At 58.2% G+C, this 21,688-nt stretch carries 19 protein-coding genes and 1 tRNA gene; 14 read left to right on the forward strand and 6 right to left on the reverse strand.

Going from position 1 to position 21,688, the window contains the following annotated elements:
- Genes FFH21_RS06700 through sctW form a run of 4 tightly spaced genes read right to left on the reverse strand, consistent with a single transcriptional unit; the run spans nt 1 to nt 5,545 of the window.
- Nucleotides 1–1,350: a FliI/YscN family ATPase gene (locus FFH21_RS06700; RefSeq protein WP_004666087.1), complete on the reverse strand. Its 1,350-nt coding sequence runs from the start codon at nt 1,348–1,350 to the stop codon at nt 1–3.
- On the reverse strand, nt 1,347–2,321 hold the full coding sequence (gene sctD / locus FFH21_RS06705) for a type III secretion system inner membrane ring subunit SctD (protein WP_011167995.1): 975 nt from the start codon (nt 2,319–2,321) through the stop codon (nt 1,347–1,349). The genes FFH21_RS06700 and sctD overlap by 4 nt, the downstream gene beginning before the upstream one ends.
- Nucleotides 2,322–2,354: 33 nt before the next feature.
- A complete protein-coding gene (sctV, locus tag FFH21_RS06710) occupies nt 2,355–4,442 on the reverse strand; it encodes a type III secretion system export apparatus subunit SctV (RefSeq protein WP_004666085.1) in 2,088 nt (695 codons plus the stop codon).
- Nucleotides 4,439–5,545: a type III secretion system gatekeeper subunit SctW gene (gene sctW / locus FFH21_RS06715; protein ID WP_004666084.1), complete on the reverse strand. Its 1,107-nt coding sequence runs from the start codon at nt 5,543–5,545 to the stop codon at nt 4,439–4,441. Before sctW ends, sctV begins: the two co-directional genes overlap by 4 nt.
- 243 nt (nt 5,546–5,788) lie before the next feature.
- Here sctW and FFH21_RS06720 point away from each other — a divergent pair, with 243 nt between their 5' ends.
- From FFH21_RS06720 to FFH21_RS06735, 4 genes are all read left to right on the forward strand, one after another.
- Complete coding sequence (locus FFH21_RS06720) at nt 5,789–6,343, forward strand: RNA polymerase sigma factor (RefSeq protein ID WP_004656240.1); 555 nt, start codon at nt 5,789–5,791, stop codon at nt 6,341–6,343.
- Nucleotides 6,344–6,416: 73 nt separating this feature from the next.
- The gene (locus tag FFH21_RS06725; protein WP_004656243.1) at nt 6,417–8,726 is read left to right on the forward strand and encodes a type III effector HrpK domain-containing protein; all 2,310 of its coding nucleotides are present in this window, start codon (nt 6,417–6,419) and stop codon (nt 8,724–8,726) included.
- Between the two features lie 143 nt (nt 8,727–8,869).
- On the forward strand, nt 8,870–10,144 hold the full coding sequence (locus tag FFH21_RS30460; protein ID WP_230851981.1) for a type III effector: 1,275 nt from the start codon (nt 8,870–8,872) through the stop codon (nt 10,142–10,144).
- 152 nt (nt 10,145–10,296) lie between these two features.
- A complete protein-coding gene (locus FFH21_RS06735; RefSeq protein WP_004656247.1) occupies nt 10,297–10,665 on the forward strand; it encodes a hypothetical protein in 369 nt (122 codons plus the stop codon).
- A gap of 132 nt (nt 10,666–10,797) precedes the next feature.
- Here the strand turns inward: FFH21_RS06735 and FFH21_RS06740 are convergent.
- A tRNA-Leu gene (locus FFH21_RS06740) sits at nt 10,798–10,882 on the reverse strand.
- Between the two features lie 117 nt (nt 10,883–10,999).
- On the opposite strand from FFH21_RS06740, the gene queA reads away from it, so the two are divergent.
- The 6 genes from queA (at nt 11,000) to FFH21_RS06770 (ending at nt 17,084) form a co-directional block, all read left to right on the forward strand.
- On the forward strand, nt 11,000–12,064 hold the full coding sequence (gene queA, locus FFH21_RS06745) for a tRNA preQ1(34) S-adenosylmethionine ribosyltransferase-isomerase QueA (RefSeq protein WP_011167997.1): 1,065 nt from the start codon (nt 11,000–11,002) through the stop codon (nt 12,062–12,064).
- A 14-nt stretch (nt 12,065–12,078) separates the two neighbouring features.
- Nucleotides 12,079–13,194, forward strand: coding sequence for a tRNA guanosine(34) transglycosylase Tgt (tgt, locus tag FFH21_RS06750; RefSeq protein WP_004656249.1), 1,116 nt, complete (start codon nt 12,079–12,081; stop codon nt 13,192–13,194).
- Nucleotides 13,195–13,247: 53 nt separating this feature from the next.
- Complete coding sequence (gene yajC, locus FFH21_RS06755) at nt 13,248–13,583, forward strand: preprotein translocase subunit YajC (protein WP_002552468.1); 336 nt, start codon at nt 13,248–13,250, stop codon at nt 13,581–13,583.
- Between the two features lie 63 nt (nt 13,584–13,646).
- Nucleotides 13,647–15,515 (forward strand): protein translocase subunit SecD, encoded by a 1,869-nt coding sequence (gene secD / locus FFH21_RS06760; RefSeq protein ID WP_011167998.1) that lies wholly within the window; start codon nt 13,647–13,649, stop codon nt 15,513–15,515.
- A 9-nt stretch (nt 15,516–15,524) separates the two neighbouring features.
- Nucleotides 15,525–16,436, forward strand: coding sequence for a protein translocase subunit SecF (secF, locus tag FFH21_RS06765; RefSeq protein WP_004666079.1), 912 nt, complete (start codon nt 15,525–15,527; stop codon nt 16,434–16,436).
- A gap of 108 nt (nt 16,437–16,544) precedes the next feature.
- Nucleotides 16,545–17,084, forward strand: coding sequence for a glycine zipper 2TM domain-containing protein (locus FFH21_RS06770; protein WP_002552471.1), 540 nt, complete (start codon nt 16,545–16,547; stop codon nt 17,082–17,084).
- A gap of 66 nt (nt 17,085–17,150) precedes the next feature.
- Here the strand turns inward: FFH21_RS06770 and suhB are convergent, their stop codons facing one another.
- Nucleotides 17,151–17,966, reverse strand: coding sequence for an inositol-phosphate phosphatase (gene suhB / locus FFH21_RS06775; protein ID WP_002552472.1), 816 nt, complete (start codon nt 17,964–17,966; stop codon nt 17,151–17,153).
- 215 nt (nt 17,967–18,181) lie between these two features.
- Here suhB and trmJ point away from each other — a divergent pair, with 215 nt between their 5' ends.
- From trmJ to FFH21_RS06800, 4 genes are all read left to right on the forward strand, one after another.
- A complete protein-coding gene (trmJ, locus tag FFH21_RS06780; protein WP_004666078.1) occupies nt 18,182–18,955 on the forward strand; it encodes a tRNA (cytosine(32)/uridine(32)-2'-O)-methyltransferase TrmJ in 774 nt (257 codons plus the stop codon).
- The gene (gene cysE, locus FFH21_RS06785) at nt 18,955–19,731 is read left to right on the forward strand and encodes a serine O-acetyltransferase (RefSeq protein WP_004656256.1); all 777 of its coding nucleotides are present in this window, start codon (nt 18,955–18,957) and stop codon (nt 19,729–19,731) included. The genes trmJ and cysE overlap by 1 nt, the downstream gene beginning before the upstream one ends.
- A 158-nt stretch (nt 19,732–19,889) precedes the next feature.
- On the forward strand, nt 19,890–20,381 hold the full coding sequence (iscR, locus tag FFH21_RS06795) for a Fe-S cluster assembly transcriptional regulator IscR (protein ID WP_002552474.1): 492 nt from the start codon (nt 19,890–19,892) through the stop codon (nt 20,379–20,381).
- Nucleotides 20,382–20,425: 44 nt separating this feature from the next.
- Nucleotides 20,426–21,640 carry an IscS subfamily cysteine desulfurase gene (locus FFH21_RS06800; RefSeq protein ID WP_003365095.1) on the forward strand — a complete coding sequence of 405 codons (1,215 nt, stop codon included), beginning with the start codon at nt 20,426–20,428 and terminating at the stop codon, nt 21,638–21,640.
- The last annotated feature ends 48 nt before the right edge of the window (nt 21,641–21,688 follow it).

Below are 21,688 nucleotides of genomic sequence, written 5' to 3' on the forward strand. Positions count from 1 at the left end.
TTACTCCGGCAGTCTGGAAGTGAGCCGCAGCAACCCGTCCAGGGTTTCCTGCAAGGGCACCGGCTCACGCAGGTCCTGGCGCAGAAATTCGTTGATGTCGTCATTCAGTTGCACCGCGCAATCGGTCACCGGGTCTGCACCGGCCTGGTATTCGCCCAGCCGCAGGAGCATTTCCACTTGTTTGTAGGCAGCCAGTAGCTGGCGCAGACGATTGTTCGCTCGCTGGTGTTCGCGGCCGGTGACATTGCTGAGAATCCGGCTGATGCTGGCGGATACGTCAATGGCGGGGTAATGCCCGCGCTCGGCCAGCTTGCGGGACAGCACGATGTGCCCGTCGAGCAGTGAACGCACTTCATCCGCCACCGGATCGTTCATCGAGTCCTGCTCGATCAGCACGGTGTAGAGTGCGGTGATCGAGCCGTTCTCGCTCATGCCGGCGCGCTCGACCAGGCGTGGCAGCAAGGTGTAAACCGAGGGTGGCAGGCCGCCACGCCCCAACGGTTCGCCCGAGGCAATCCCTATCTCCCGCTGCGCACGGGCAAACCGGGTCAGGGAGTCGAGCAGCAACAGCACTTTCTGGCCTCGTGCGCGGAATGCTTCGGCGATAGCGGTCGCGGTGAACGCTGCGCGTGCGCGCTCCATGCTTGAGCGATCAGAGGTGGCACAGACCAGCACCGAGCGGGCGCGTAGGGTTTCGTCCAGTTCATGGTCGAGAAACTCGCGCAGCTCGCGGCCCCGTTCGCCGATCAGCCCGAAGACGATGACATCGCAGCCCATGTTGCGGGCCAGTTCGGCCATCAGTGTGGTCTTGCCACAGCCAGCACCGGCGAACAGCCCCACACGTTGACCCTCGCCCAGAAGAATGGCGCTGTCGATGGCGCGTACCCCGGTGGGCAGGGCGTTGGTAATGCGCGGGCGCTGGGTGGGCGGCAAGGCGTCGGCGATCACCGGCAGTGTTTCGCGACGATCATCCGGCCCGGCAAAAGCACCGAGGCAATCACCGAGCAGTGGACGTCCGAAGCCATCCAGGACGCAGCCCAGCAAACTGTCGTCAACGCCAATCCTGTGGGCGATGCCCAGCGGGCGGATCGGAGCACCGACCTGGATTCCGTCGGGTGCGCCCAAGGCGCTGAGCAGCGTACATTCCTGAGTGAAACCGACGATTTCAGCCAGCAGAAAACTGCCGTCGGCTTTGCTCACCTCGCAAAGATCGCCCACCTTGGCCGCAGGAATCTTGCATTCCAGCAGAATCCCGCGCACTGCACTGACCCGGCCACTGACGCGCACGGCGCTGTAGTCACGCAAGCGTGCTGCGTGGGCGTCTTTCCACTGGCTCAGTGCAGCATTCACCAGTTCACCTCAATGTGCCGATTGCCGTCGAATTGCAGGCGCTGATTGTCGATTCGCGTCAGGCGCAAGCCATCCACCTCGTCACCCACATAAATACGGCGGCCGTCTGCAGTCACCAGATGCGCATGCGGGCCGGTCATGATCTGAACCACCACAAAGGGCAGGGCGCTGCGTGTACTGGCGACGTTGTCGAACACCGTCACCGGCGACTCATAGCGGTCCTTGAAACGCTGCAGCATGCGTTGATAGACCAGCAGGGATTCCTCTTTGAGATCGCCGTTGAGCACCAGCCCCTCGGCTGTTTCTTCCACGCTGACATCGGTCAGCAGCCGGTCGCTGAGCATGGTGCCCAACTGATGGCGTACCGCATCCGCGCTGGTCAGGCGTATGCGTTTATCGGCCACGGGTTTGATGATCTTTGCCGGTGTAGGAGATGTCTCTACCGGTGCCTCTGCTGTGACCGAGGCCATGTGGCCGGGGCTTTGGTACATTGCAATGGCGGGCGGGCGGGTCAGGCTCCAGGCGCTGCCGATGACGCCCACCAGCAAGCCGGCGATGATCCCTGTGGTACGGATGAGCAATTGCGAGCGCGACTTGACCTTTTTCAGCGGCACATCATTGCGCACAGGCTCGGGGTCGGCCTGTGGCTGTTTCGGGATGACCGCTGGCACTGAAGGCCACTCATCGCCTGCGGGCGAAACGCACAGCCACACTGAGCCCAACAAGAATGCAGTGTTGAGTGTCAGATCAATACCGGGCCGGGCGTTACCTTCTTCGTCGCACACCGCGCCTTCTTCAGCGTTCAGTGTCCAGCTGTCGTCCAGGCGTTGCAGGCGGCAATGCAGGCTTTCCACTCCTGCGTCGTCCAGTGCCAGATCGTGTTGCGCGGCAGAGCCAATCGACCATTGCTCGCCCACCAGTGGCAAGGCTGCGCCTTGGTGCTGACCGTTCAGTACGCGTAATTCAAACATCTGAAAGTCTCCCTTTGCTCAAGCCTGAAAGGCTCAAGCTGCGTGCTCGTTGTCTATTGGCTCAAGATCGTCTTCAAGGTCGAAGCGACCCATTACCTTGACCTTGGCCGCGTTGCTGATTTCTGCGAAAGACAGTACGGGAACGTGATAGAACTCCTCCCTCAACAAGGTCCGCAGTGGGCTGCGCAGGTCCTGCGCGACCAGCAGTACCGCCTGTTCGGGCGCGCGCACCGGAAATGCGATATTCATTTGTTGCACGAGCATCTGGCTGATCTCGTTACTCAGTGCGAAGAACGTTTCGGTCTGTGTCTGGCGCAGACCGTCGCGCAGCAAGCCCTCGCTTTCCGGCGTGAGCAGCCACACCTGCAGGCCTTCGGCACCGCAATACTGGTGGTAGATCTGCGATTTGAGCGCGATGCGCACGTAGTCGGTCAGCACGTTGGTATCGCGTTCATGCTGGCAATGCTCGATCAGGGTCTCGGCGATCAGCCGTATGGCTCTGAGCGGTACGCGCTCCGACGCGAGACGTTGCAGAACCGCCGAGAAGCGCGTCAGCGTGAGCACTCGCTGTATCTCTTGTGCAAGCTCCGGCTGCTCGGATTCCAGCCAGCTGAGGATTGCTTTGGTCTCCTGCAAGCCGATGAACTGAGGCGCGCAGGACTGCAATGCGCGTTCCATGCGTTCGACGATCAGGGTCATGGCGCTGACCGGGTTCAGCTCACCGCACTGCTCGGCGGGCAACCACACCCATTGATCTTCCTGGCGGTCGGTATTGCCCGGAATCGCCGCCGGGAGGTTTTCACCACCCAGTTGGCGGGCGTCCACGGCGACATGGGACTGGGTAAATGTCGCCTTGAGCATGGGTACGTCGTAGACGGTGAAGCGAAACTCGTCCGGAGGAAGATGATCGGCATGTTCAATGATGAACGACGGCAGGGTCAGACCGTATTGCACCACCAGTCTATTGCGTCGCCGACGTATTTCGCTGATCAGTGCCTCGATCTGTGCGCTGTCCTGGCCTGGGTGAAATTGCAGGACGAACTGCCGGCTGGGTGAGAAGGTACGCAGGTCTTCCTTGCCGTTCATTTCCGGGGCGACGGCAGTGGCGCGTTGTTCGTCGGGCTTGGGTCTTGCCCGTTGCAACTGCAGCATGCCACCGGCACCGCAGATGATCGCGATGGTGATGAATACTCCCGTGGGCATACCCGGCAGAGCCGCGAAGCCGAGCATGGCCACTGCGGCGATGATCCATGCCTTGGGCTGGCTGGTAATCTGTTCGGCGATTTCACGGCCAATGTTGGCCTCCGCGCTAGCCTCGGTATTGGGTACGCGGGTGATGATCATGCCGCAGGTTACGGAGATCAGCAGCGCCGGGATCTGTGCAATCAGGCCGTCGCCGATGGTCAGCACGGTGTACAGCTGCAACGCATCGCCCGCGCTCATATTGTGCTGCAACACGCCGATGGAAATACCGCCGATCATGTTGATGGCAACGATGATCAGGCTGGCAATGGCATCACCGTTGACGAACTTCATCGCGCCGTCCATGGCTCCGAACAACTGACTTTCCTTGTTCAGCTCGGCGCGACGCTTGCGCGCCTCCTGAACGGTTATCAGGTTGGCGCGCAGATCACTGTCGATCGACATCTGCTTGCCGGGCATAGCGTCCAGCGTGAACCGCGCGCCGACCTCGGCGACCCGTTCCGAACCTTTGGTGATAACCAGAAAGTTGACCACTGTCAGGATCAGAAAGATCACCAGGCCCACCGCCAGGTTGCCACCCACCACGAACTGGCCGAAGGCTTCGACAATGTGCCCGGCGTCCTGATTGAGCAGGATCAATCGTGTTGTGGAAATCGACAGCGCCAGACGAAACATGGTGGTCAGCAACAGCACGGCCGGAAAGGTCGAGAATGCCAGCGGTCTTGGCAAATGCATCGCCAGCATGATCAGCAGGCACGAGATACAGATGTTCACCGCGATCAACACATCAACCAGCCCGGTGGGCAGGGGGGTGATCATCATGAAGACAATGGCGATGACGAAGAATGCGCCGACCAGCTCTGACCGGCGCATGGCCGACAGGGCAATCATGTTCAGAAAGTTGATGACTTGATTCATCCGGCAAGCCCCTCAAAAAGCTGCTTCTGTTCCTGTTGAGTCAGTTCTGCCATCAGGGTGAGCAGGTTATTCAGCGCAGCCTGGCGGCTTTTCATGTCCTTCCAGAGCAGGATGGGCAATTGCATCAGCATCGGCCGCAAGCCATTGAGAAATGCCAGCTGGTTCTTGAGCCTCGCACCGCCGATGTGTTGAGTCAGTTGCAGGGTCTGGTTCACGTTCATTCCATTGGCCGTCAGGGTCAGCAAGTGTTTGAGAAAGGCTGGCGGATCCACCTTCAGGTCAGGGTTCTTGTTGCGCATGCGCCCAAGCAGGTGTTCACAACCGCGCAACAACGTCGTCACGTGCCGTGCTGTGGTCAGCCCGTGCATCAACGTGCGCAGCTGTTCATGAGATGCCGAAGGGGTAATCGCCGAGAGATCGTCGGCAATGGCTCTGCGCATGTCGCGCAGGTTGAGGTCGAAGTCGCCGGTCTCTTCCTGCTCGTTGATCAAGGCTTCGATCAGGCCGGTCACGTTTGGCTGTCCGGAAACCGCTACGCCATAAAGGTTGCGCAACGCGGTACGGCGTTTGTTGTCGACGTTCTGCCGCCCGAACGCCCTGGCAGTATTAATGCCTGCCCGGGCGTGTGGTCCGAACTTGCGTCGCAACTGTTTCAGCGTTTGGGTGAGCGCCACGTACTCGCCTTCAGCTCCATCTTCCTCAGCCTGTTTGCGCGCCGCTTGCAGCACCACGTGGGCCTTGGCCGCATCGCCATCGGCAAATTCCAGAACCTGTTCCAGTTCTGTGTCGTTCTCTTGCAGCAGTTTTTTGCGCAGCAGCCTCGCGGCATTATCCAGACCGGTATCGTTGGCGCTCATCAACAACTGATAGAGCTCACCCAGTTTGACGGCCCGTGATTGCAGTGCATTTCTGCTTGCGATCAGTTCGCGCTGGCGCAGTATCCGGCTGTTTCGCACCAGTGCTGCGGCGAAGCGCGAGACCTGTTGCGATGACGTGCCTTTTTCCGACGACAGGGTCCCGGGAATCGCTCGCGCAGCGGGCGTGACGGCGCGAATCGGCGTGACCGTGTGGGTTGGCAATATAGGCGGGGCGACGATTTTCATAGGACGGTTCTGAGCCTGGTCATGACCGCTGAGTGGGGCCTGGCCAAGATTCGGTTCCCTTGTAAAAGGGGCTGACGCGTTTGTGCCAAAAGCTGTAGTGATAAAAACGGCGTTGCGCAAAAAAATGTATTACAAAGAATTACAAATTTTAAAATAATCATATAAATCAGTAGCTTAAATAAGTATTTTGGCTGGCACGGTTATCGCTATAGGGCTTGCACACCATTAAATTAAGGTAAGCCCATGTTTCCGAACCTAGTGATCCTTGATGCACCCCAGCCACGCCAGGACTCTTCGTCTGCCGGTATCCGTCAACTGACGGCTGATCAGATACAGATGCTCAGAGCGTTCATTCAGAAGCGCGTAATGAACCCGGATGATGTCGATGACATCTTGCAATGCGTATTTCTGGAGGCCCTGCGCAACGAGCACAAGTTTCAACATGCCAGCAAGCCGCAGACCTGGTTGTGTGGTATTGCGTTGAACCTGATCCGTAATCACTTCCGCAAAATGTATCGCCAGCCCTATCAGGAAAGCTGGGAAGACGACGTTCATTCAGAGCTGGAATGGAATGGCGATATCACTCATCAGGTAGACGGGCACAGGCAATTGGCACGCGTCATCGCAGCCATTGATTGCTTGCCGTCGAACATGCAAAAGGTCCTGGAAGTGTCGCTGGAGATGGATGGCAATTATCAGGATACGGCGAACACGCTAGGCGTTCCGATTGGCACTGTGCGCTCGCGACTGTCCCGGGCACGGGTGCAATTGAAGCAGCAGATTGACCCGTTCGCCTGAGTGGATATCTGTCTGGAACCAACTCGCACGCAAAACCACACAGTTGCCATCCTTCACCACTTGGATGGCAACCATGCGTATATCCAGTTCTCCCAGTCCTGCCCTCGGCAGCATCGTGAATCAACCCACCTCTGGCGAACTGGCTGCTGAGACGCCATTAGCCAAAGTCTCGCTCACGCAGAGCAGCGCAGGTGGTGATCAGGCCTTTGTGCAGTTCGGCCAGGCCAACGACAATACATCTTTCTTTTCTGATGCCGAGCAAAGCGGCTCATCGCTGATGAGTCTGCTGACTCGCAGCAGTAATAGCGAAAGCACCTCCAGCGTTGATCAGGACAGTGATCAGGTGTCCCCAATCACATCGGTCTTGTCAACAGCCAGCGCGTCACCTGCGGCGTCTGCCTCCGGCCCGGCAAATGCTCCCAGCGCTACCGATGCCGCGTTTCTCGACAACTCCGAATACTCTTCGCCCGAGGCCCTCAAGCGCTGGGATCCGATGGTCGCCCATCTGCCGCCCGAAGAACGCGAGCAGGCGGCAAAAGAACTCAACCGGCCGATTGCGGCCGCCTGGATGGCCAGAGAGCACGGCCCCAATGCTGACAAGGCGATGGCGTTCATCAACGCCAACCCTGCGTTGAAGACGGCTGTGGACGTCGGCAAGGATGGCGGTAATGCGGATGGGAAAATCACCAACAAAGACCTCAAGGCGTTCGCCAAAAATATGGAGAAGGCGGCCGACAATGCCGACAAGGACTTGGCCAAGTACATGGAAGATAACCCCGGCGCTGATCCTCAATCCCTTGAAATGGTGCGCAGCGCAGCGGTGATGCGCGCCAATATGCCGTTGGCGACGGCAGCCGACCCTCATCATGCCGTTGGGGCGCCGGACAAAACCGATGTCGATGGTAATGTCAGCGCCGAGGGTCTGAAAGCGCTGATTAAAAGTAACCCTGGGTTGTCAGGTACGCTCAAACAGTCGTCCAACATGTGGTCACAGGCGGGCTTCCTCAGCCAGGTGGATGAAGCCGGTCTGACCGGGCGCAAGAAGGCTGCACATAGCCCCGACCAGGTGTTCGATGCGTCCAATATGAGCGAGTGGATCAGGAAGAGCGCCCCCAAAAATGGTGGCCAGTTCGCCAGCATGCTCAGCGACGCCGCGACGTTGAATTCGGTAGCCGGTATCGATATCAGCAAACTCAACGCTCAGGTTTTCGAGAAGCCCAAGGCTTACACCGGCGCGCAGAAGGCCGCTGTGATGATCAAGTTGCAGCAGACTCAGCAGAGCGTGATAGCCGGGCGGGATTTGCGCAATACCGAGAAGACCGAGGCGGGCCTTAATGAGCGAATCGCTCAGTTGCAAGCCGATCCCGATGTTCAGGAGTACCTCAACAAAAGCATTCCCGAACAGGAGCGCAGCCTGGTCAGCAGCGATTCGGCGCTGCAAAAGGCCGTGACTGAGCAGGTTCAAAACGTCAACAGCGGAAAGGCCTTGCAAACCGACCTGGCAACCGCAGACAAGGCCGTCGGCAAACACAACCCCGACCCCGATTACAGCGGCGCCATCACCGGCCTGTCGGCTCAACTGCAACTGCAAAAAGACCTGTTTCCCGATGCCCAGGTGCCCACTGCCCAGCAAGTATTCAACAACCAGCCTGATGAAGTGCAAACGAAGATTGCCGATTCCTACGTTCGCAACTTCAGCGAGGGGGGCGCTCTGAAACAACTGCTTGGCCAGAAAAAGTCTGACGCCGGTGAGTCTCTGCAAACCGCAGATAACCAGAAAGCGGCGTATGAAAGCGTGCTGCCCGCTGATTTCGTTAATGGTGAGCGTGAGAGTTACACGGCCAGCACCTTGTCCGAGCTGCAGAACTCCAAAAAAGGCCGCAAGTTGCTGGAGGGCAAGACCGATGAAGAGGGCGGTCCTTCGCTGGCCGCGCAGCTCGCCGAGCAAGGTATCGGAGGCAAGGCATTCAACTCGGTCATGGGCTTTGCGTCAGTGTCTGACAGGCTCGCCAGCGGTGACAAGCTGGGCGCGGCTCAGAGCATCATCGACAGCTCCAGGTTGGGCGCGGAGGCAATCAAGGGCGGCATAGACACCGGCGCGAAAATGATGGGTCGCGAGGCGTCCGCCGGCCTTGGTCGTCTGGGCGGACAGATGATCGGCCGCGCTGTCGGTCTGGTTGCCGGTGAAGCCACAGGGCTTGCCGCAGGCGCAGCGCTGGGTGCTGCAATCCCGGTTATCGGCTGGGCCATCGACGGCGCCATGGCCCTGGGCTTTGGTATCTCCGCGATCATTGATGCGGTCAAGAAGCACAAGGCGCAGAAGGCGTTCGATCATAACGTTGACCCGGTGCTGGACCAGTTCGGGATTGCCAAGGCGCATTGATTGACAGTGACGAGAGCGTTGAGATCGGTCGTTCCTGTGTTGGCCGTAATGAGCTTTTTCGGGTGCGATGAGCGCCCGCAATCAGTGAGGAACATATGAGAATTCACAGTGCTGGTCACAGCCTGCCCGCGCCAGGCCCTAGCGTGGAAACCACTGAAAAGGCTGTTCAATCATCATCGGCCCAGAACCCCGCTTCTTGCAGTTCACAAACAGAACGTCCTGAAGCCGGTTCGACTCAAGTGCGACCGAACTACCCTTACTCATCAGTCAAGACACGCTTGCCACCCGTTTCTTCCACAGGGCAGGCCATTTCTGACACGCCATCTTCATTGCCCGGTTACCTGCTGTTACGTCGGCTCGACCGACGTCCACTGGATGAAGACAGTATCAAGGCTCTGGTTCCGGCAGACGAAGCGTTGCGTGAAGCACGCCGCGCGTTGCCCTTCGGCAGGGGCAACATTGATGTGGATGCACAACGTACCCACCTGCAAAGCGGCGCTCGCGCAGTCGCTGCAAAGCGCTTGAGAAAAGATGCCGAGCGCGCTGGCCATGAGCCGATGCCCGAGAATGATGAGATGAACTGGCATGTTCTTGTCGCCATGTCAGGGCAGGTGTTTGGCGCTGGCAACTGTGGCGAACATGCTCGTATAGCAAGCTTCGCTTACGGGGCCCTGGCTCAGGAAAGCGGGCGTAGTCCCCGCGAAAAGATTCATTTGGCCGAGCAGCCCGGAAAAGATCACGTCTGGGCTGAAACGGATAATTCCAGCGCTGGCTCTTCGCCCATCGTCATGGACCCGTGGTCTAACGGCGCAGCCATTTTGGCGGAGGACAGCCGGTTTGCCAAAGATCGCAGTGCGGTAGAGCGAACATATTCATTCACCCTTGCAATGGCAGCTGAAGCCGGCAAGGTTGCGCGTGAAACCGCCGAGAACGTTCTGACCCACACGACAAGCCGTCTGCAGAAGCGTCTTGCTGATCAGTTGCCGAACGTCTCACCGCTTGAAGGAGGCCGCTATCAGCCGGAAAAGTCGGTGCTTGATGAGGCGTTCGCCCGACGAGTGAGCGACAAGTTGAATAGTGACGATCCACGGCGTGCGTTGCAGATGGAAATTGAAGCTGTTGGTGTTGCAATGTCGCTGGGTGCCGAAGGCGTCAAGACGGTCGCCCGACAGGCGCCAAAGGTGGTCAGGCAAGCCAGAAGCGTCGCGTCGTCTAAGGAAGGTCTGAAAAAGCCTTTTCTTCAAAAGTCGAAGCCAGTAAATATAGGCGCTCCAGCCCGGTTCCTCTCCAAAAAAATGGGCTTTTTCAGAGGATACCTAAAGGCATGCCTCCACGAAGATAATGTATCGATTCGTACGTTAAGCAATAAAAAACTCATCGCTCTGCCAATGATTAATTTTCAAGAAAACAGGTCATAGAGTTCGGTACTGTAAAACTGCACTGCGCAAACGTTCGGGATTAGACGGTGTCAGAGCGTCTCGTAAACGAAGTATGGCCAGACGGTCTGACTGACGGATCACAGTATTCAATCACCCTCGTTCTTTTCCTCTACCTTTAGGGATCAACCTTGATGCGTGTGTATAACGCTCTGACTGCAAAGATCGGCGGCCTTCTGCTTGTGTTGACCATGGTAGGTACTTCGTTACCTGCGTACGCTGTAAACGATTGTGATATGGACAACGACAACAGTACCGATGCCAGGTGTGGTGGTAACGACAAGGACCTGGATAACGACAACGTCACTGACGCTGCTTTTGGTGGCAATGACAAGGATATGGACAACGACCATCACACTGATGCGGCATTTGGTGGTACTGACAAGGATCTTGATAACGATAACCACACGGATGCGGCCTTCGGCGGAACTGATCGCGATCTTGATAACGACAACAACACTGACAAATACCACGGCAGCGTGCCCTCTGCCGCTAAAAAGTAGCAACGCGGCCGAACGTGTTATTTCGTGCTTCGAGCCTGATTCTCAGTTAATAGGGGGAGATCGCAGATTATGTCAGACCACTTTTCACCAGACGAAAAAAAAGACCTTGAATTTCAAGGTCTTTTTTAAAGGTGGTGCCCCGAGGGAGAATCGAACTCCCACTTCTTTCGAAAACGGATTTTGAATCCGCCGCGTCTACCAATTCCGCCATCAGGGCTCAATGGCGGCGAAGTATAAGGATGAGTTTTCCGTTGGTCAACAGGGATTTACGCAGGTTTTTTACTAATGCCGCCAAACCGGATAAACTTCCCGGCCCTGCTAAACGAACCCGATCATGCGCGTCGCTGACTTTACCTTCGAACTCCCCGATTCCCTGATTGCTCGCCATCCACTGGCCGAGCGTCGCAGTAGTCGTCTGTTGACCCTCGACGGGCCGACTGGCGCGCTGGCACATCGTCAATTCACTGATTTGCTTGAGCATTTGCGCCCGGGCGATTTGATGGTGTTCAACAATACCCGTGTGATTCCCGCGCGGCTGTTCGGGCAGAAGGCGTCCGGCGGCAAGCTGGAGATTCTGGTCGAGCGCGTGCTGGACAGCCATCGTGTGCTGGCGCATGTGCGTTCCAGCAAGTCGCCCAAGCCTGGCTCGTCGATTCTGATCGATGGCGGTGGCGAGGCCGAGATGGTTGCGCGGCATCACGCGCTGTTCGAGCTGCGCTTTGCCGAAGAGGTTCTGCCGTTGCTGGAGCGTGTCGGCCATATGCCATTGCCTCCTTATATAGACCGCCCGGATGAGGGCGCGGACCGCGAGCGCTATCAGACTGTTTACGCGCAGCGTGCAGGCGCTGTGGCTGCACCAACTGCCGGCCTGCATTTCGATCAGCCGCTGCTGGAGGCGATCGCCGCCAAGGGCGTCGAGACTGCGTTCGTCACGCTGCACGTCGGCGCGGGTACGTTCCAGCCGGTGCGCGTCGAGCAGATCGAAGATCACCACATGCACAGCGAGTGGCTGGAAGTTGGCCAGGACGTGGTCGACGCCGTGGCCGCATGCCGTGCGCGAGGCGGGCGGGTGATTGCCGTCGGGACCACCAGCGTGCGCTCACTGGAGAGTGCTGCGCGTGATGGCGAACTGAAATCGTTCAGCGGCGACACCGACATCTTCATCTATCCGGGGCGGCCATTTCATGTGGTCGATGCCTTGGTGACCAATTTCCATTTGCCTGAATCCACGCTGTTGATGCTGGTTTCGGCGTTCGCCGGTTATCCCGAGACGATGGCGGCTTACGCTGGGGCCATCGAGCACGGCTACCGCTTCTTCAGTTACGGTGATGCGATGTTCATCACCCGCAATCCCGCGCCGACGGCCCCACAGGAATCGGCACCAGAGGATCACGCATGAGTCGCACCTGTCGTATGTCTTTCGAATTGCTGGCCACCGACGGCAAGGCCCGTCGCGGTCGCCTGACTTTCCCGCGTGGTGTGGTCGAGACCCCGGCGTTTATGCCGGTGGGCACCTATGGCACGGTCAAGGGCATGCTGCCGCGTGATATCGAGGCCACTGGTGCGCAGATGATTCTGGGCAACACGTTTCACCTGTGGCTGCGTCCGGGCACTGAAGTCATCAAGGGCCACGGTGACCTGCACGATTTCATGCAGTGGAAGGGACCGATTCTGACCGACTCCGGCGGTTTTCAGGTGTTCAGCCTGGGCGCCATGCGCAAGATCAAGGAGGAGGGCGTGACCTTCGCCTCACCGGTTGATGGTGCCAAGGTGTTCATGGGCCCTGAAGAGTCGATGCAGGTTCAGCGTGATCTGGGCTCGGACGTCGTGATGATCTTCGACGAATGCACGCCGTACCCGGCCGACGAAGATGTGGCGCGGGTCTCCATGGAGCTGTCGTTGCGTTGGGCCAAGCGCTCCAAGGTTGCGCATGGCGAAAACACTGCTGCGTTGTTCGGCATCGTTCAGGGTGGCATGCACGAGAACCTGCGCAAGCGTTCGCTGGAAGGCCTGGACGAGATCGGCTTTGACGGTCTGGCGATCGGCGGTCTGTCGGTGGGCGAACCCAAGCACGAGATGATCAAGGTGCTGGACTATCTGCCGGGCCTTATGCCAGCAGACAAACCTCGTTACTTGATGGGAGTAGGCAAGCCGGAAGATCTGGTCGAAGGTGTGCGCCGCGGCGTTGACATGTTCGACTGTGTGATGCCGACCCGCAACGCTCGCAACGGCCACTTGTTTACCGATACCGGTGTGCTGAAAATTCGTAACGCGTTCCATCGCCATGACAATTCGCCGCTTGATCCGACCTGCGATTGCTACACCTGCAAGAACTTCTCGCGCGCTTATCTGCATCACCTAGACAAGTGCGGAGAAATGCTGGGGAGCATGCTGAATACGATCCACAATTTGCGCCACTACCAGCTCCTTATGGCTGGTTTGCGCGAGGCTATTCAACAGGGTACATTGGCCGCCTTCGTCGATGCCTTCTATGCCAAACGCGGCCTTCCAACGCCGCCTCTGGGTTGAAACAGAACGAGTTTTTCCTGATTTTTATACTAATTATGTAACTGGAGCGACAAATGAGCTTTTTCATCTCTCCCGCTTTTGCGGATGCTGCTGCACCGGCTGCCGGTCCTGCGGGCAGTGGTTTCGAGTGGATTTTCCTGGTCGGCTTCCTGGTCATCTTCTACCTGATGATCTGGCGTCCACAGGCCAAGCGCGCCAAAGAGCAGAAAAACCTGCTGGGCAACCTGCAGAAAGGCGATGAAGTTGTGACCAGCGGCGGCATCGCGGGCAAGATCAACAAAGTGACTGACGACTTCGTAGTGATCGAAGTATCGGACACCGTTGAGCTGAAAATCCAGAAGGGCGCCATCGCGGCCACTCTGCCAAAAGGCACCCTGAAAGCGATCTGAGCAGTAACTTTTTACCCATCGACGGGGCGCGCAAGGCGCCCCGCGTTTTAAGCGGGCGGCGTGATGCTGAACAAATACCCTCTGTGGAAATACATACTGATCCTGGCGGTGCTGGTGGTCGGTTTTATTTATTCCGCACCCAATCTCTACCCTGATGATTCTGCCATCCAGATCAGCGGTGCAAGTACTGCACTGCAAGTCAATCAGGCAGACGTGGATCGTGCAGCCAAGGCGCTTGCCGATGCAGGCATCTCGGTCAAGGCTTCTTCTCTGGCCGAGAATGGCAAGGGAGGTTTGTTGCGTCTGAGCAAGCAGGAAGACCAGTTGTCGGCCAAGGATGTCGTGCGCAAGGCGCTGGGTGACGACTATGTCGTTGCGCTGAACCTGGCGCGTACCACGCCGACCTGGTTGCGTAACCTGGGTGCAAGCCCGATGAAACTCGGTCTCGACCTGTCCGGTGGTGTGCACTTCCTGCTGGAAGTCGACATGGACAAGGCGATTGATGCACGTCTGAAAGTCTACGAAGGCGAAGTAAAATCCCTGTTGCGCAAGGAAAAAGTGCGTTATCGCAGCCTGCCGCAGCTGGGCAATGTGATTCAGCTGGGCTTTAGCGATGACGCAGAGCGCGAGCAGGCTCGTGCACTGGTGCGCAAGACCTTCACCGATTTCGAAATCACGCCTGCCGAGCTGAACGGCATTCCCGTGCTGCGCATGGCGTTGACGCCGGCCAAGCTGGCCGAGATTCGCGAATACTCGATCAAGCAGAACCTGACTACCGTGCGTAATCGGGTCAACGAGCTGGGTGTTGCCGAGCCGCTGGTTCAGCGCCAGGGTGCCAACCGCATCGTGGTCGAGCTGCCGGGTGTGCAGGACACGGCCGAAGCCAAGCGTATTCTGGGCAAGACCGCCAACCTCGAATTCCGTCTGGGTGCAGGCCCGGATGATTCGAAAGGCACCACCGAAATGTTCGAATTCCGCGAAGGCGGTCGTCCGGCAGCGGCGGTGGAGCGTGGTCTGATCATCACCGGCGATCAGGTGACTGACGCCAAGGCCAGCTTCGACGAGCATGGCCGTCCACAGGTGAACATCAATCTTGATGGCCACGGTGGCGAGCTGATGAGCCGCGCAACCCGCAGTAATGTGGGTCGCAGCATGGCGGTGATCTTCATTGAGCAGCGTCCGACCACCACTTACACCAAGCAGATGGTCAACGGCGTCGAGAAAGACGTGCCGGTGCAGACCTTCAAGGAAGAAAAGAAAATCATCAGTCTGGCGACCATTCAGTCGCCGCTGGGCAGTCAGTTCCGGATTACCGGTCTGAACGGTCAGGGTGAGTCTTCCGAGCTGGCGCTGCTGTTGCGTGCCGGTGGTCTGGCGGCACCGATGTACTTCGCTGAAGAACGTACCATTGGCCCGAGCCTGGGTGCCGACAACATTACCAAGGGTATCGATGCTTCCCTGTGGGGCATGCTGTTCGTCTCGCTGTTCATCATGGCGATCTACCGATTCTTCGGTCTGATCGCGACCGTCGCACTGGCCTTGAACATGGTCATGCTGCTGGCACTGATGTCCTTGCTGGGTGCAACACTGACCCTGCCAGGTATCGCCGGTATCGTGTTGACCATGGGTATGGCGGTGGATGCCAACGTGCTGATCTTCTCGCGTATTCGTGAAGAGATCGCCAATGGCATGACGGTCCAGCGCGCTATCAACGAAGGTTTCGATCGTGCCTACACTGCGATCCTCGACGCCAACCTGACGACGCTGCTGGTCGGCGGCATTCTCTTTGCGATGGGCACTGGCCCGGTCAAAGGGTTTGCGGTGACCATGTCGCTCGGGATCTTTACCTCGATGTTCACGGCCATCATGGTGACCCGCGCTATGGTCAACCTGATCTACGGCGGTCGTGACTTCAAGAAGTTGTGGATTTAAGGGGCTGCCATGTTACGTACCATCAACTTCATGGGCGTTCGCAATGTTGCGTTCGCCATCACGATGCTCCTTACCGCACTGGCGCTGTTCAGCTGGTTTCATAAAGGGCTCAACTTTGGTCTGGACTTCACCGGCGGTACGCTCATCGAGCTGACCTACGAGCGTCCAGCCGATCTGGGCAAGGTGCGCCAGGAGCTGGTTTCGGCGGGCTATCACGAAGCCGTTGTTCAGAGCTTTGGTGCCACCACTGACTTGCTGGTGCGCATGCCGGGTGAAGACCCGCAACTGGGCACTCAGGTGGCCGAAGCGCTGCGCAAGGCCGGTGCCGATAACCCGGCAGTGGTCAAGCGTGTCGAGTTCGTCGGTCCGCAGGTGGGTGAAGAGCTGCGCGATCAGGGCGGTCTCGGCATGCTGATGGCGCTGGGCGGGGTTCTGATCTACCTGGCGTTCCGCTTCCAGTGGAAATTTGCCGTCGGGGCGATCATCTCGCTGATCCACGACGTGGTGGTGACGATGGGTATCCTGTCGTTCTTCCAGATCACCTTCGACCTGACGGTGCTGGCGGCGGTGTTGGCGATCATCGGTTACTCGCTGAACGACACCATTGTGGTCTTCGACCGGGTACGCGAAAACTTCCGCCTGCTGCGCAAGGCTTCGCTGATCGAGAACATCAACATCTCCACCACGCAGACACTGCTGCGCACCATTGCCACCTCGGTCTCGACCCTGTTGGCGATTGTTGCACTGTGGGCGTTTGGCGGCGACAGTCTGGAAGGCTTCTCCATCGCGTTGTTCATCGGTGTTCTGGCGGGTACTTACTCGTCCATCTACATCGCTAACGTGGTGCTGATCTGGCTGAACCTGACCACTGAGGACCTGATTCCTCCAGTGGTCGTCGAGAAGGCCGACGATCTTCCGTAGATCCGGCCATCATAAAAAAGGCGCGAGTGCTGAACTCGCGCCTTTTTTTATGCTCCAAGGCTAGGCTTTGCGCAGTCATACTGCGTTTCGATTGGTCAGGAGGTTCAAGTGAACAAGTCTATGCTTGTTGGTGCTGTGTTAGGTGCTGCTGTCGTGACTGCTGGCGGCGCCGTTGCCACCTATAGCTTGGTCAAGGGTGGTCCTGAGTATGCGGATGTATTGGCAGTAGAGCCGATCAACCAGCAGATCAAAACCCCCCGTGAAGTTTGCAAGGACGTAACCGTTACTCGTCAGGCGCCGGTCAAGGACCAGCATCAGATCGTAGGTAGCGTTATTGGCGCGGTTGCCGGTGGTTTGCTGGGTAACCAGATCGGTGGCGGTAACGGCAAGAAGATCGCTACAGTCGCGGGTGCGGTAGGTGGTGGTTATGCGGGCAACAAGGTTCAGGAAGGCATGCAGGAGCGTGATACCTACACCACTACGCAGAACCGCTGCACGACGGTCAACGATGTGAGCGACAAGGTTGTGGGCTACAACGTCAAATACAAGTTGAACGAGAAAGTGGGTCAGGTTCGTATGGAGCGTGATCCGGGTAGCCAGATTCCGGTCGACAAGAACGGTCAGCTGATATTGGGTCAGGCGCAGTAACGCCAGCCGCTGAGCTTCAGAAGACATAAAAAAACCGGCTTTCGCCGGTTTTTTTATGTCTGCAGCTTAGCGTTTGAGCGAAGGTGGCAGGTGCGGCGCGATTGCGGTCAGTACGGCCTTGAAGCATTTGGTGTTGCCGGCAACGATATGGCCTTTCTCGAGGAAGTCGTGACCGCCGGTGAAATCGCTGACCAGACCGCCTGCTTCTTGAATCAGCAGAGCGCCTGCTGCCATGTCCCATTCGGACAGGCCCGACTCCCAGAACGCATCGAAACGACCGGCAGCTACGTAAGCCAGATCGAGGCTTGCAGCGCCTGCGCGACGGATGCCGGCGGTCTGGCCTACCAGGCTGCGGAACATGCCCAGGTAGTTTTCGATGTTGTCCATCTGGTTGTCACGGAACGGGAAGCCGGTGCCGAGCAGTGCGCCTTCCAGGCTCTTGCGCTGGCTGACGCGCAGACGGCGACCGTTCAGAGCTGCGCCACGACCACGGCTTGCGGTGAATTCTTCCTGGCGGACCGGGTCGAGAACCACGGCGTGCTCAAGGCGGCCGCGGTATTTGCAGGCGATGCTGACGGCAAAGTGCGGAATGCCGCGAACGAAGTTGGTGGTGCCGTCCAGTGGGTCGATGATCCACAGGTAGTCGGTGCCTTCGCCGCTGCCTTCGTGCAGGCCGCTTTCTTCGCCGAGAATGCCGTGAGTCGGGTAGGCCTTGCGCAGAGCGGTGATGATGCTTTGCTCGGCAGCTCGGTCGATCTCTGTGACGTAGTCTTTGGCTTCTTTTTCGTCAACCTTGATGGTATCCAGGCGCTCGATGGAGCGGAAAATCAATTCGCTGGCGCTGCGGGCGGCGCGCAGCGCGATATTCAGCATGGGCTGCATGGATAATTCACCTAAGGTTGTTAAAGAGAGCCGGGCATTCTATGGGCTGATTCGAATTATTTCCAGCCTTGCGTGGTTACGGTTGTCGGGTTCGTGTGGATTTTTTCATGTCGCAAGCGGTCAGTTCCGATCTTCCGGCCCGCACAGCTTCATAGCGTTAGTCGAACCGTTTCTGTAAGATTTGCCCCCCTAATTCGCGTCAGTGAGCGTTCGCTTTGTTGCAGAACATTCGTGTTGTCCTGGTCGGCACTACCCATCCCGGAAATATCGGCGGGGCCGCCCGCGCCATGAAAAACATGGGGCTTTCGCGTCTGGTGCTGGTCGATCCGCGCATCTTTCCTTCGCCTGATGCCGATGCGCGTGCGTCAGGCGCCACCGATATTCTTGAAAGTGCAAAGGTTGTTGCGACTCTTGAAGACGCGTTGGTCGGCTGTCGTCTGGTGCTCGGTACCAGTGCGCGTGATCGCAGTTTGCCGTGGCCGTTGCTCGATCCGCGCGCTTCCGGTGAAAAGGTCATCGAGCAGGCCGGAGAGGGCGCGGAAGTGGCGCTGGTCTTCGGTCGCGAGCACGCCGGCCTGACCAATGAAGAGCTGCAGCGCTGCCACTTCCATGTGCACATTCCGTCGGACCCCGGGTTTAGCTCGCTGAACCTCGCCGCGGCTGTGCAGGTGCTCAGCTACGAAGTGCGCATGGCCTGGCTGGCGGCTTTGGCACACTCAGAGCAGGGCGAAACGCCCAAGGCAGTCTCGGCGCATAACGCCGAGCTGGCGACGATGGATGAGATGGAAGGCTTTTACACGCATCTTGAAGCCACGCTTGTGGCCATCGGTTTCCTTGATCCGGAAAAACCACGTCATCTGATGGCACGACTGCGCAGGCTATACGGGCGTAGCGAGGTCGAGCGATCCGAACTGAGTATCCTGCGCGGTGTGCTCACCGAAACCCAGAAAGCCGCACGCGGTGAGCCCTACAAGCGGAAGGATCAGTAATGTTCAAGCGTCTGCGAGAAGACATTCAAAGCGTATTCCATCGTGACCCTGCTGCGCGCAACGCCTTTGAGGTGCTGACCTGTTATCCGGGCATGCATGCCATCTGGCTGCACCGCTTTGCGCACATTCTGTGGCGCAACGGCTGGAAGTGGCTCGCGCGGCTGGTCTCCAACTTCGGTCGCTGGATGACCGGTATCGAGATCCACCCGGGGGCACGTATCGGTCGCCGTTTTTTCATCGACCACGGCATGGGCATCGTGATCGGCGAAACCGCCGAGATCGGCAATGACGTAACGCTTTACCAGGGCGTGACCCTGGGCGGTACCAGCTGGAATGCCGGCAAGCGTCACCCGACGCTGGAAGATGGCGTAGTGGTCGGGGCGGGTGCCAAGGTGCTCGGGCCGTTCACAGTGGGTGCCGGTGCCAAGATTGGTTCCAACGCAGTGGTGACCAAGGCGGTGCCTGCGGGGGCAACTGCCGTAGGTATTCCGGGGCGCATCATCGTCAAGTCCGACGATGAAACCGAAGCCCGGCGCAAGGTCATGGCTGAAAAGCTCGGTTTCGACGCGTACGGCGTCAGCGCCGACATGCCGGACCCTATCGCTCGCGCCATTGGCCAGTTGCTCGACCATTTGCAGGCTGTCGACGGCCGTCTTGAGGGCATGTGCGATGCGCTCGGCAGGCTGGGCAGTGATTATTGCGCCAAAGACCTTCCCGAGCTGCGTGATGAAGTATTCGACTGCGTCAAGGATCGCCACGAAGACAAGGTTGGCTAGGCGACACGGCGGCGTGACGCGTGCCATTACGCCGCACCTTTGCTATGATGCAGCCCGCGCTTTTCGCTAATCCCGACTGTTTTACTTGGTCTAATAGTTGACTCTTTTACTCGGGAATAGCATACTCGCTCTCATTCCGAACCTCTGCGGTATACGCCATGCGACTGACTACTAAAGGCCGATACGCTGTAACAGCCATGCTTGACCTGGCGTTGCACGCGCAGAACGGGCCAGTGTCTCTGGCCGACATCTCCGAGCGGCAGGGTATTTCCCTGTCCTACCTCGAGCAGCTGTTCGCCAAGCTGCGTCGCGGCAATCTGGTTTCCAGTGTTCGTGGTCCAGGTGGTGGTTACCAGCTGTCGCGCGACATGAAAGGCATCCAGGTTGCTCAAGTCGTCGATGCAGTCAATGAATCGGTCGACGCCACGCGCTGTCAGGGTCTGGGCGATTGCCACGCTGGCGATACCTGCCTGACCCACCACTTGTGGTGTGACCTGAGCCAGCAGATTCACGAATTTCTAAGCGGTATCAGCTTGGCGGATCTTGTCACTCGCCGTGAGGTACAAGAAGTCGCTCAGCGCCAGGATATGCGCCGTGGTCATAACCACATGTCGCAACTGGGTAAGATCGAAACGTCCGCCGTCGAATGAACGCAGATGAATGAGCGGTGCGCCTGCCTGATAGGAGAGCTTCAATGAAATTGCCAATTTACCTCGACTACTCCGCGACGACCCCGGTCGATCCGCGTGTCGCGCAGAAAATGATCGATTGCCTGACCGTCGAAGGAAACTTCGGCAACCCGGCCTCGCGCTCCCACGTCTTTGGCTGGAAAGCCGAAGAAGCGGTCGAGAACGCTCGTCGTCAGGTCGCTGATCTGGTCAACGCCGATCCGCGCGAAATCGTCTGGACCTCGGGTGCCACTGAATCCAACAACCTGGCTATTAAAGGTGTTGCGCATTTCTACGCCAGCAAAGGCAAGCACCTGATCACGTCGAAGGTCGAACACAAGGCTGTCCTCGACACCACTCGCCAGCTTGAACGCGAAGGTTTCGAAGTTACCTACATCGAGCCAGGTGAAGACGGTCTGATCACGCCTGCCATGATTGAAGCGGCACTGCGCGACGACACCATCCTGGTTTCGATCATGCATGTGAACAACGAGATCGGCACCATCAACGATATCGCTGCGATCGGTGAACTGACCCGTTCGCGTGGCGTGCTGTTCCACGTTGACGGCGCGCAGTCGACCGGCAAGGTTGAAATCGATCTGGCCAGCCTCAAGGTTGACCTCATGTCGTTCTCGGCGCACAAGACCTATGGTCCTAAAGGTATCGGCGCGCTCTACGTCAGCCGCAAGCCACGTGTTCGCCTTGAAGCGACCATGCACGGCGGCGGTCACGAGCGTGGCATGCGTTCCGGTACTCTGGCGACCCACCAGATCGTCGGTATGGGCGAAGCATTTCGCATTGCCAAGGAAGAAATGGCTGCTGAAAACGTGCGCATCAAGGCACTCAGCGATCGTTTCTTCAAGCAGGTCGAAAATCTGGAAGAGCTGTACGTCAACGGCAGCCTGACCGCACGCGTACCGCACAACCTGAACCTGAGCTTCAACTACGTCGAAGGTGAGTCGCTGATCATGGCGCTCAAAGATCTGGCGGTATCGTCCGGTTCGGCCTGTACCTCGGCCTCGCTTGAGCCTTCGTATGTGCTGCGTGCCTTGGGTCGCAACGATGAGCTGGCGCACAGCTCGATTCGTTTCACCTTCGGCCGTTTCAGCACTGAAGAAGAAATCGATTACGCCGCGCAGAAGGTTTGCGAGGCTGTCACCCGGCTGCGCACACTTTCGCCGCTGTGGGACATGTTCAAAGACGGCGTCGACATCTCCAAGATCGAGTGGGCGGCGCACTAATTTAAAGTCGCCTCCAACACAGGTCATGTGCAATTGCGCGTGACCTGC

This window comes from Pseudomonas sp. KBS0707 (genome assembly GCF_005937945.2).
GTDB lineage: Bacteria > Pseudomonadota > Gammaproteobacteria > Pseudomonadales > Pseudomonadaceae > Aquipseudomonas > Aquipseudomonas amygdali.

What these genes read in the sequence shown, in the direction of transcription:
- sctD (WP_011167995.1), bottom strand. Translation starts at nt 2,321, where the DNA reads ATGTTTGAATTACGCGTACTGAACGGTCAGCACCAAGGCGCAGCCTTG.
- sctV (WP_004666085.1), bottom strand. Translation starts at nt 4,442, where the DNA reads ATGAATCAAGTCATCAACTTTCTGAACATGATTGCCCTGTCGGCCATG.
- sctW (WP_004666084.1), bottom strand. Translation starts at nt 5,545, where the DNA reads ATGAAAATCGTCGCCCCGCCTATATTGCCAACCCACACGGTCACGCCG.
- FFH21_RS06720 (WP_004656240.1), top strand. Translation starts at nt 5,789, where the DNA reads ATGTTTCCGAACCTAGTGATCCTTGATGCACCCCAGCCACGCCAGGAC.
- FFH21_RS06725 (WP_004656243.1), top strand. Translation starts at nt 6,417, where the DNA reads ATGCGTATATCCAGTTCTCCCAGTCCTGCCCTCGGCAGCATCGTGAAT.
- FFH21_RS06735 (WP_004656247.1), top strand. Translation starts at nt 10,297, where the DNA reads ATGCGTGTGTATAACGCTCTGACTGCAAAGATCGGCGGCCTTCTGCTT.
- queA (WP_011167997.1), top strand. Translation starts at nt 11,000, where the DNA reads ATGCGCGTCGCTGACTTTACCTTCGAACTCCCCGATTCCCTGATTGCT.
- tgt (WP_004656249.1), top strand. Translation starts at nt 12,079, where the DNA reads ATGTCTTTCGAATTGCTGGCCACCGACGGCAAGGCCCGTCGCGGTCGC.
- yajC (WP_002552468.1), top strand. Translation starts at nt 13,248, where the DNA reads ATGAGCTTTTTCATCTCTCCCGCTTTTGCGGATGCTGCTGCACCGGCT.
- secD (WP_011167998.1), top strand. Translation starts at nt 13,647, where the DNA reads ATGCTGAACAAATACCCTCTGTGGAAATACATACTGATCCTGGCGGTG.
- secF (WP_004666079.1), top strand. Translation starts at nt 15,525, where the DNA reads ATGTTACGTACCATCAACTTCATGGGCGTTCGCAATGTTGCGTTCGCC.
- suhB (WP_002552472.1), bottom strand. Translation starts at nt 17,966, where the DNA reads ATGCAGCCCATGCTGAATATCGCGCTGCGCGCCGCCCGCAGCGCCAGC.
- cysE (WP_004656256.1), top strand. Translation starts at nt 18,955, where the DNA reads ATGTTCAAGCGTCTGCGAGAAGACATTCAAAGCGTATTCCATCGTGAC.
- iscR (WP_002552474.1), top strand. Translation starts at nt 19,890, where the DNA reads ATGCGACTGACTACTAAAGGCCGATACGCTGTAACAGCCATGCTTGAC.
- FFH21_RS06800 (WP_003365095.1), top strand. Translation starts at nt 20,426, where the DNA reads ATGAAATTGCCAATTTACCTCGACTACTCCGCGACGACCCCGGTCGAT.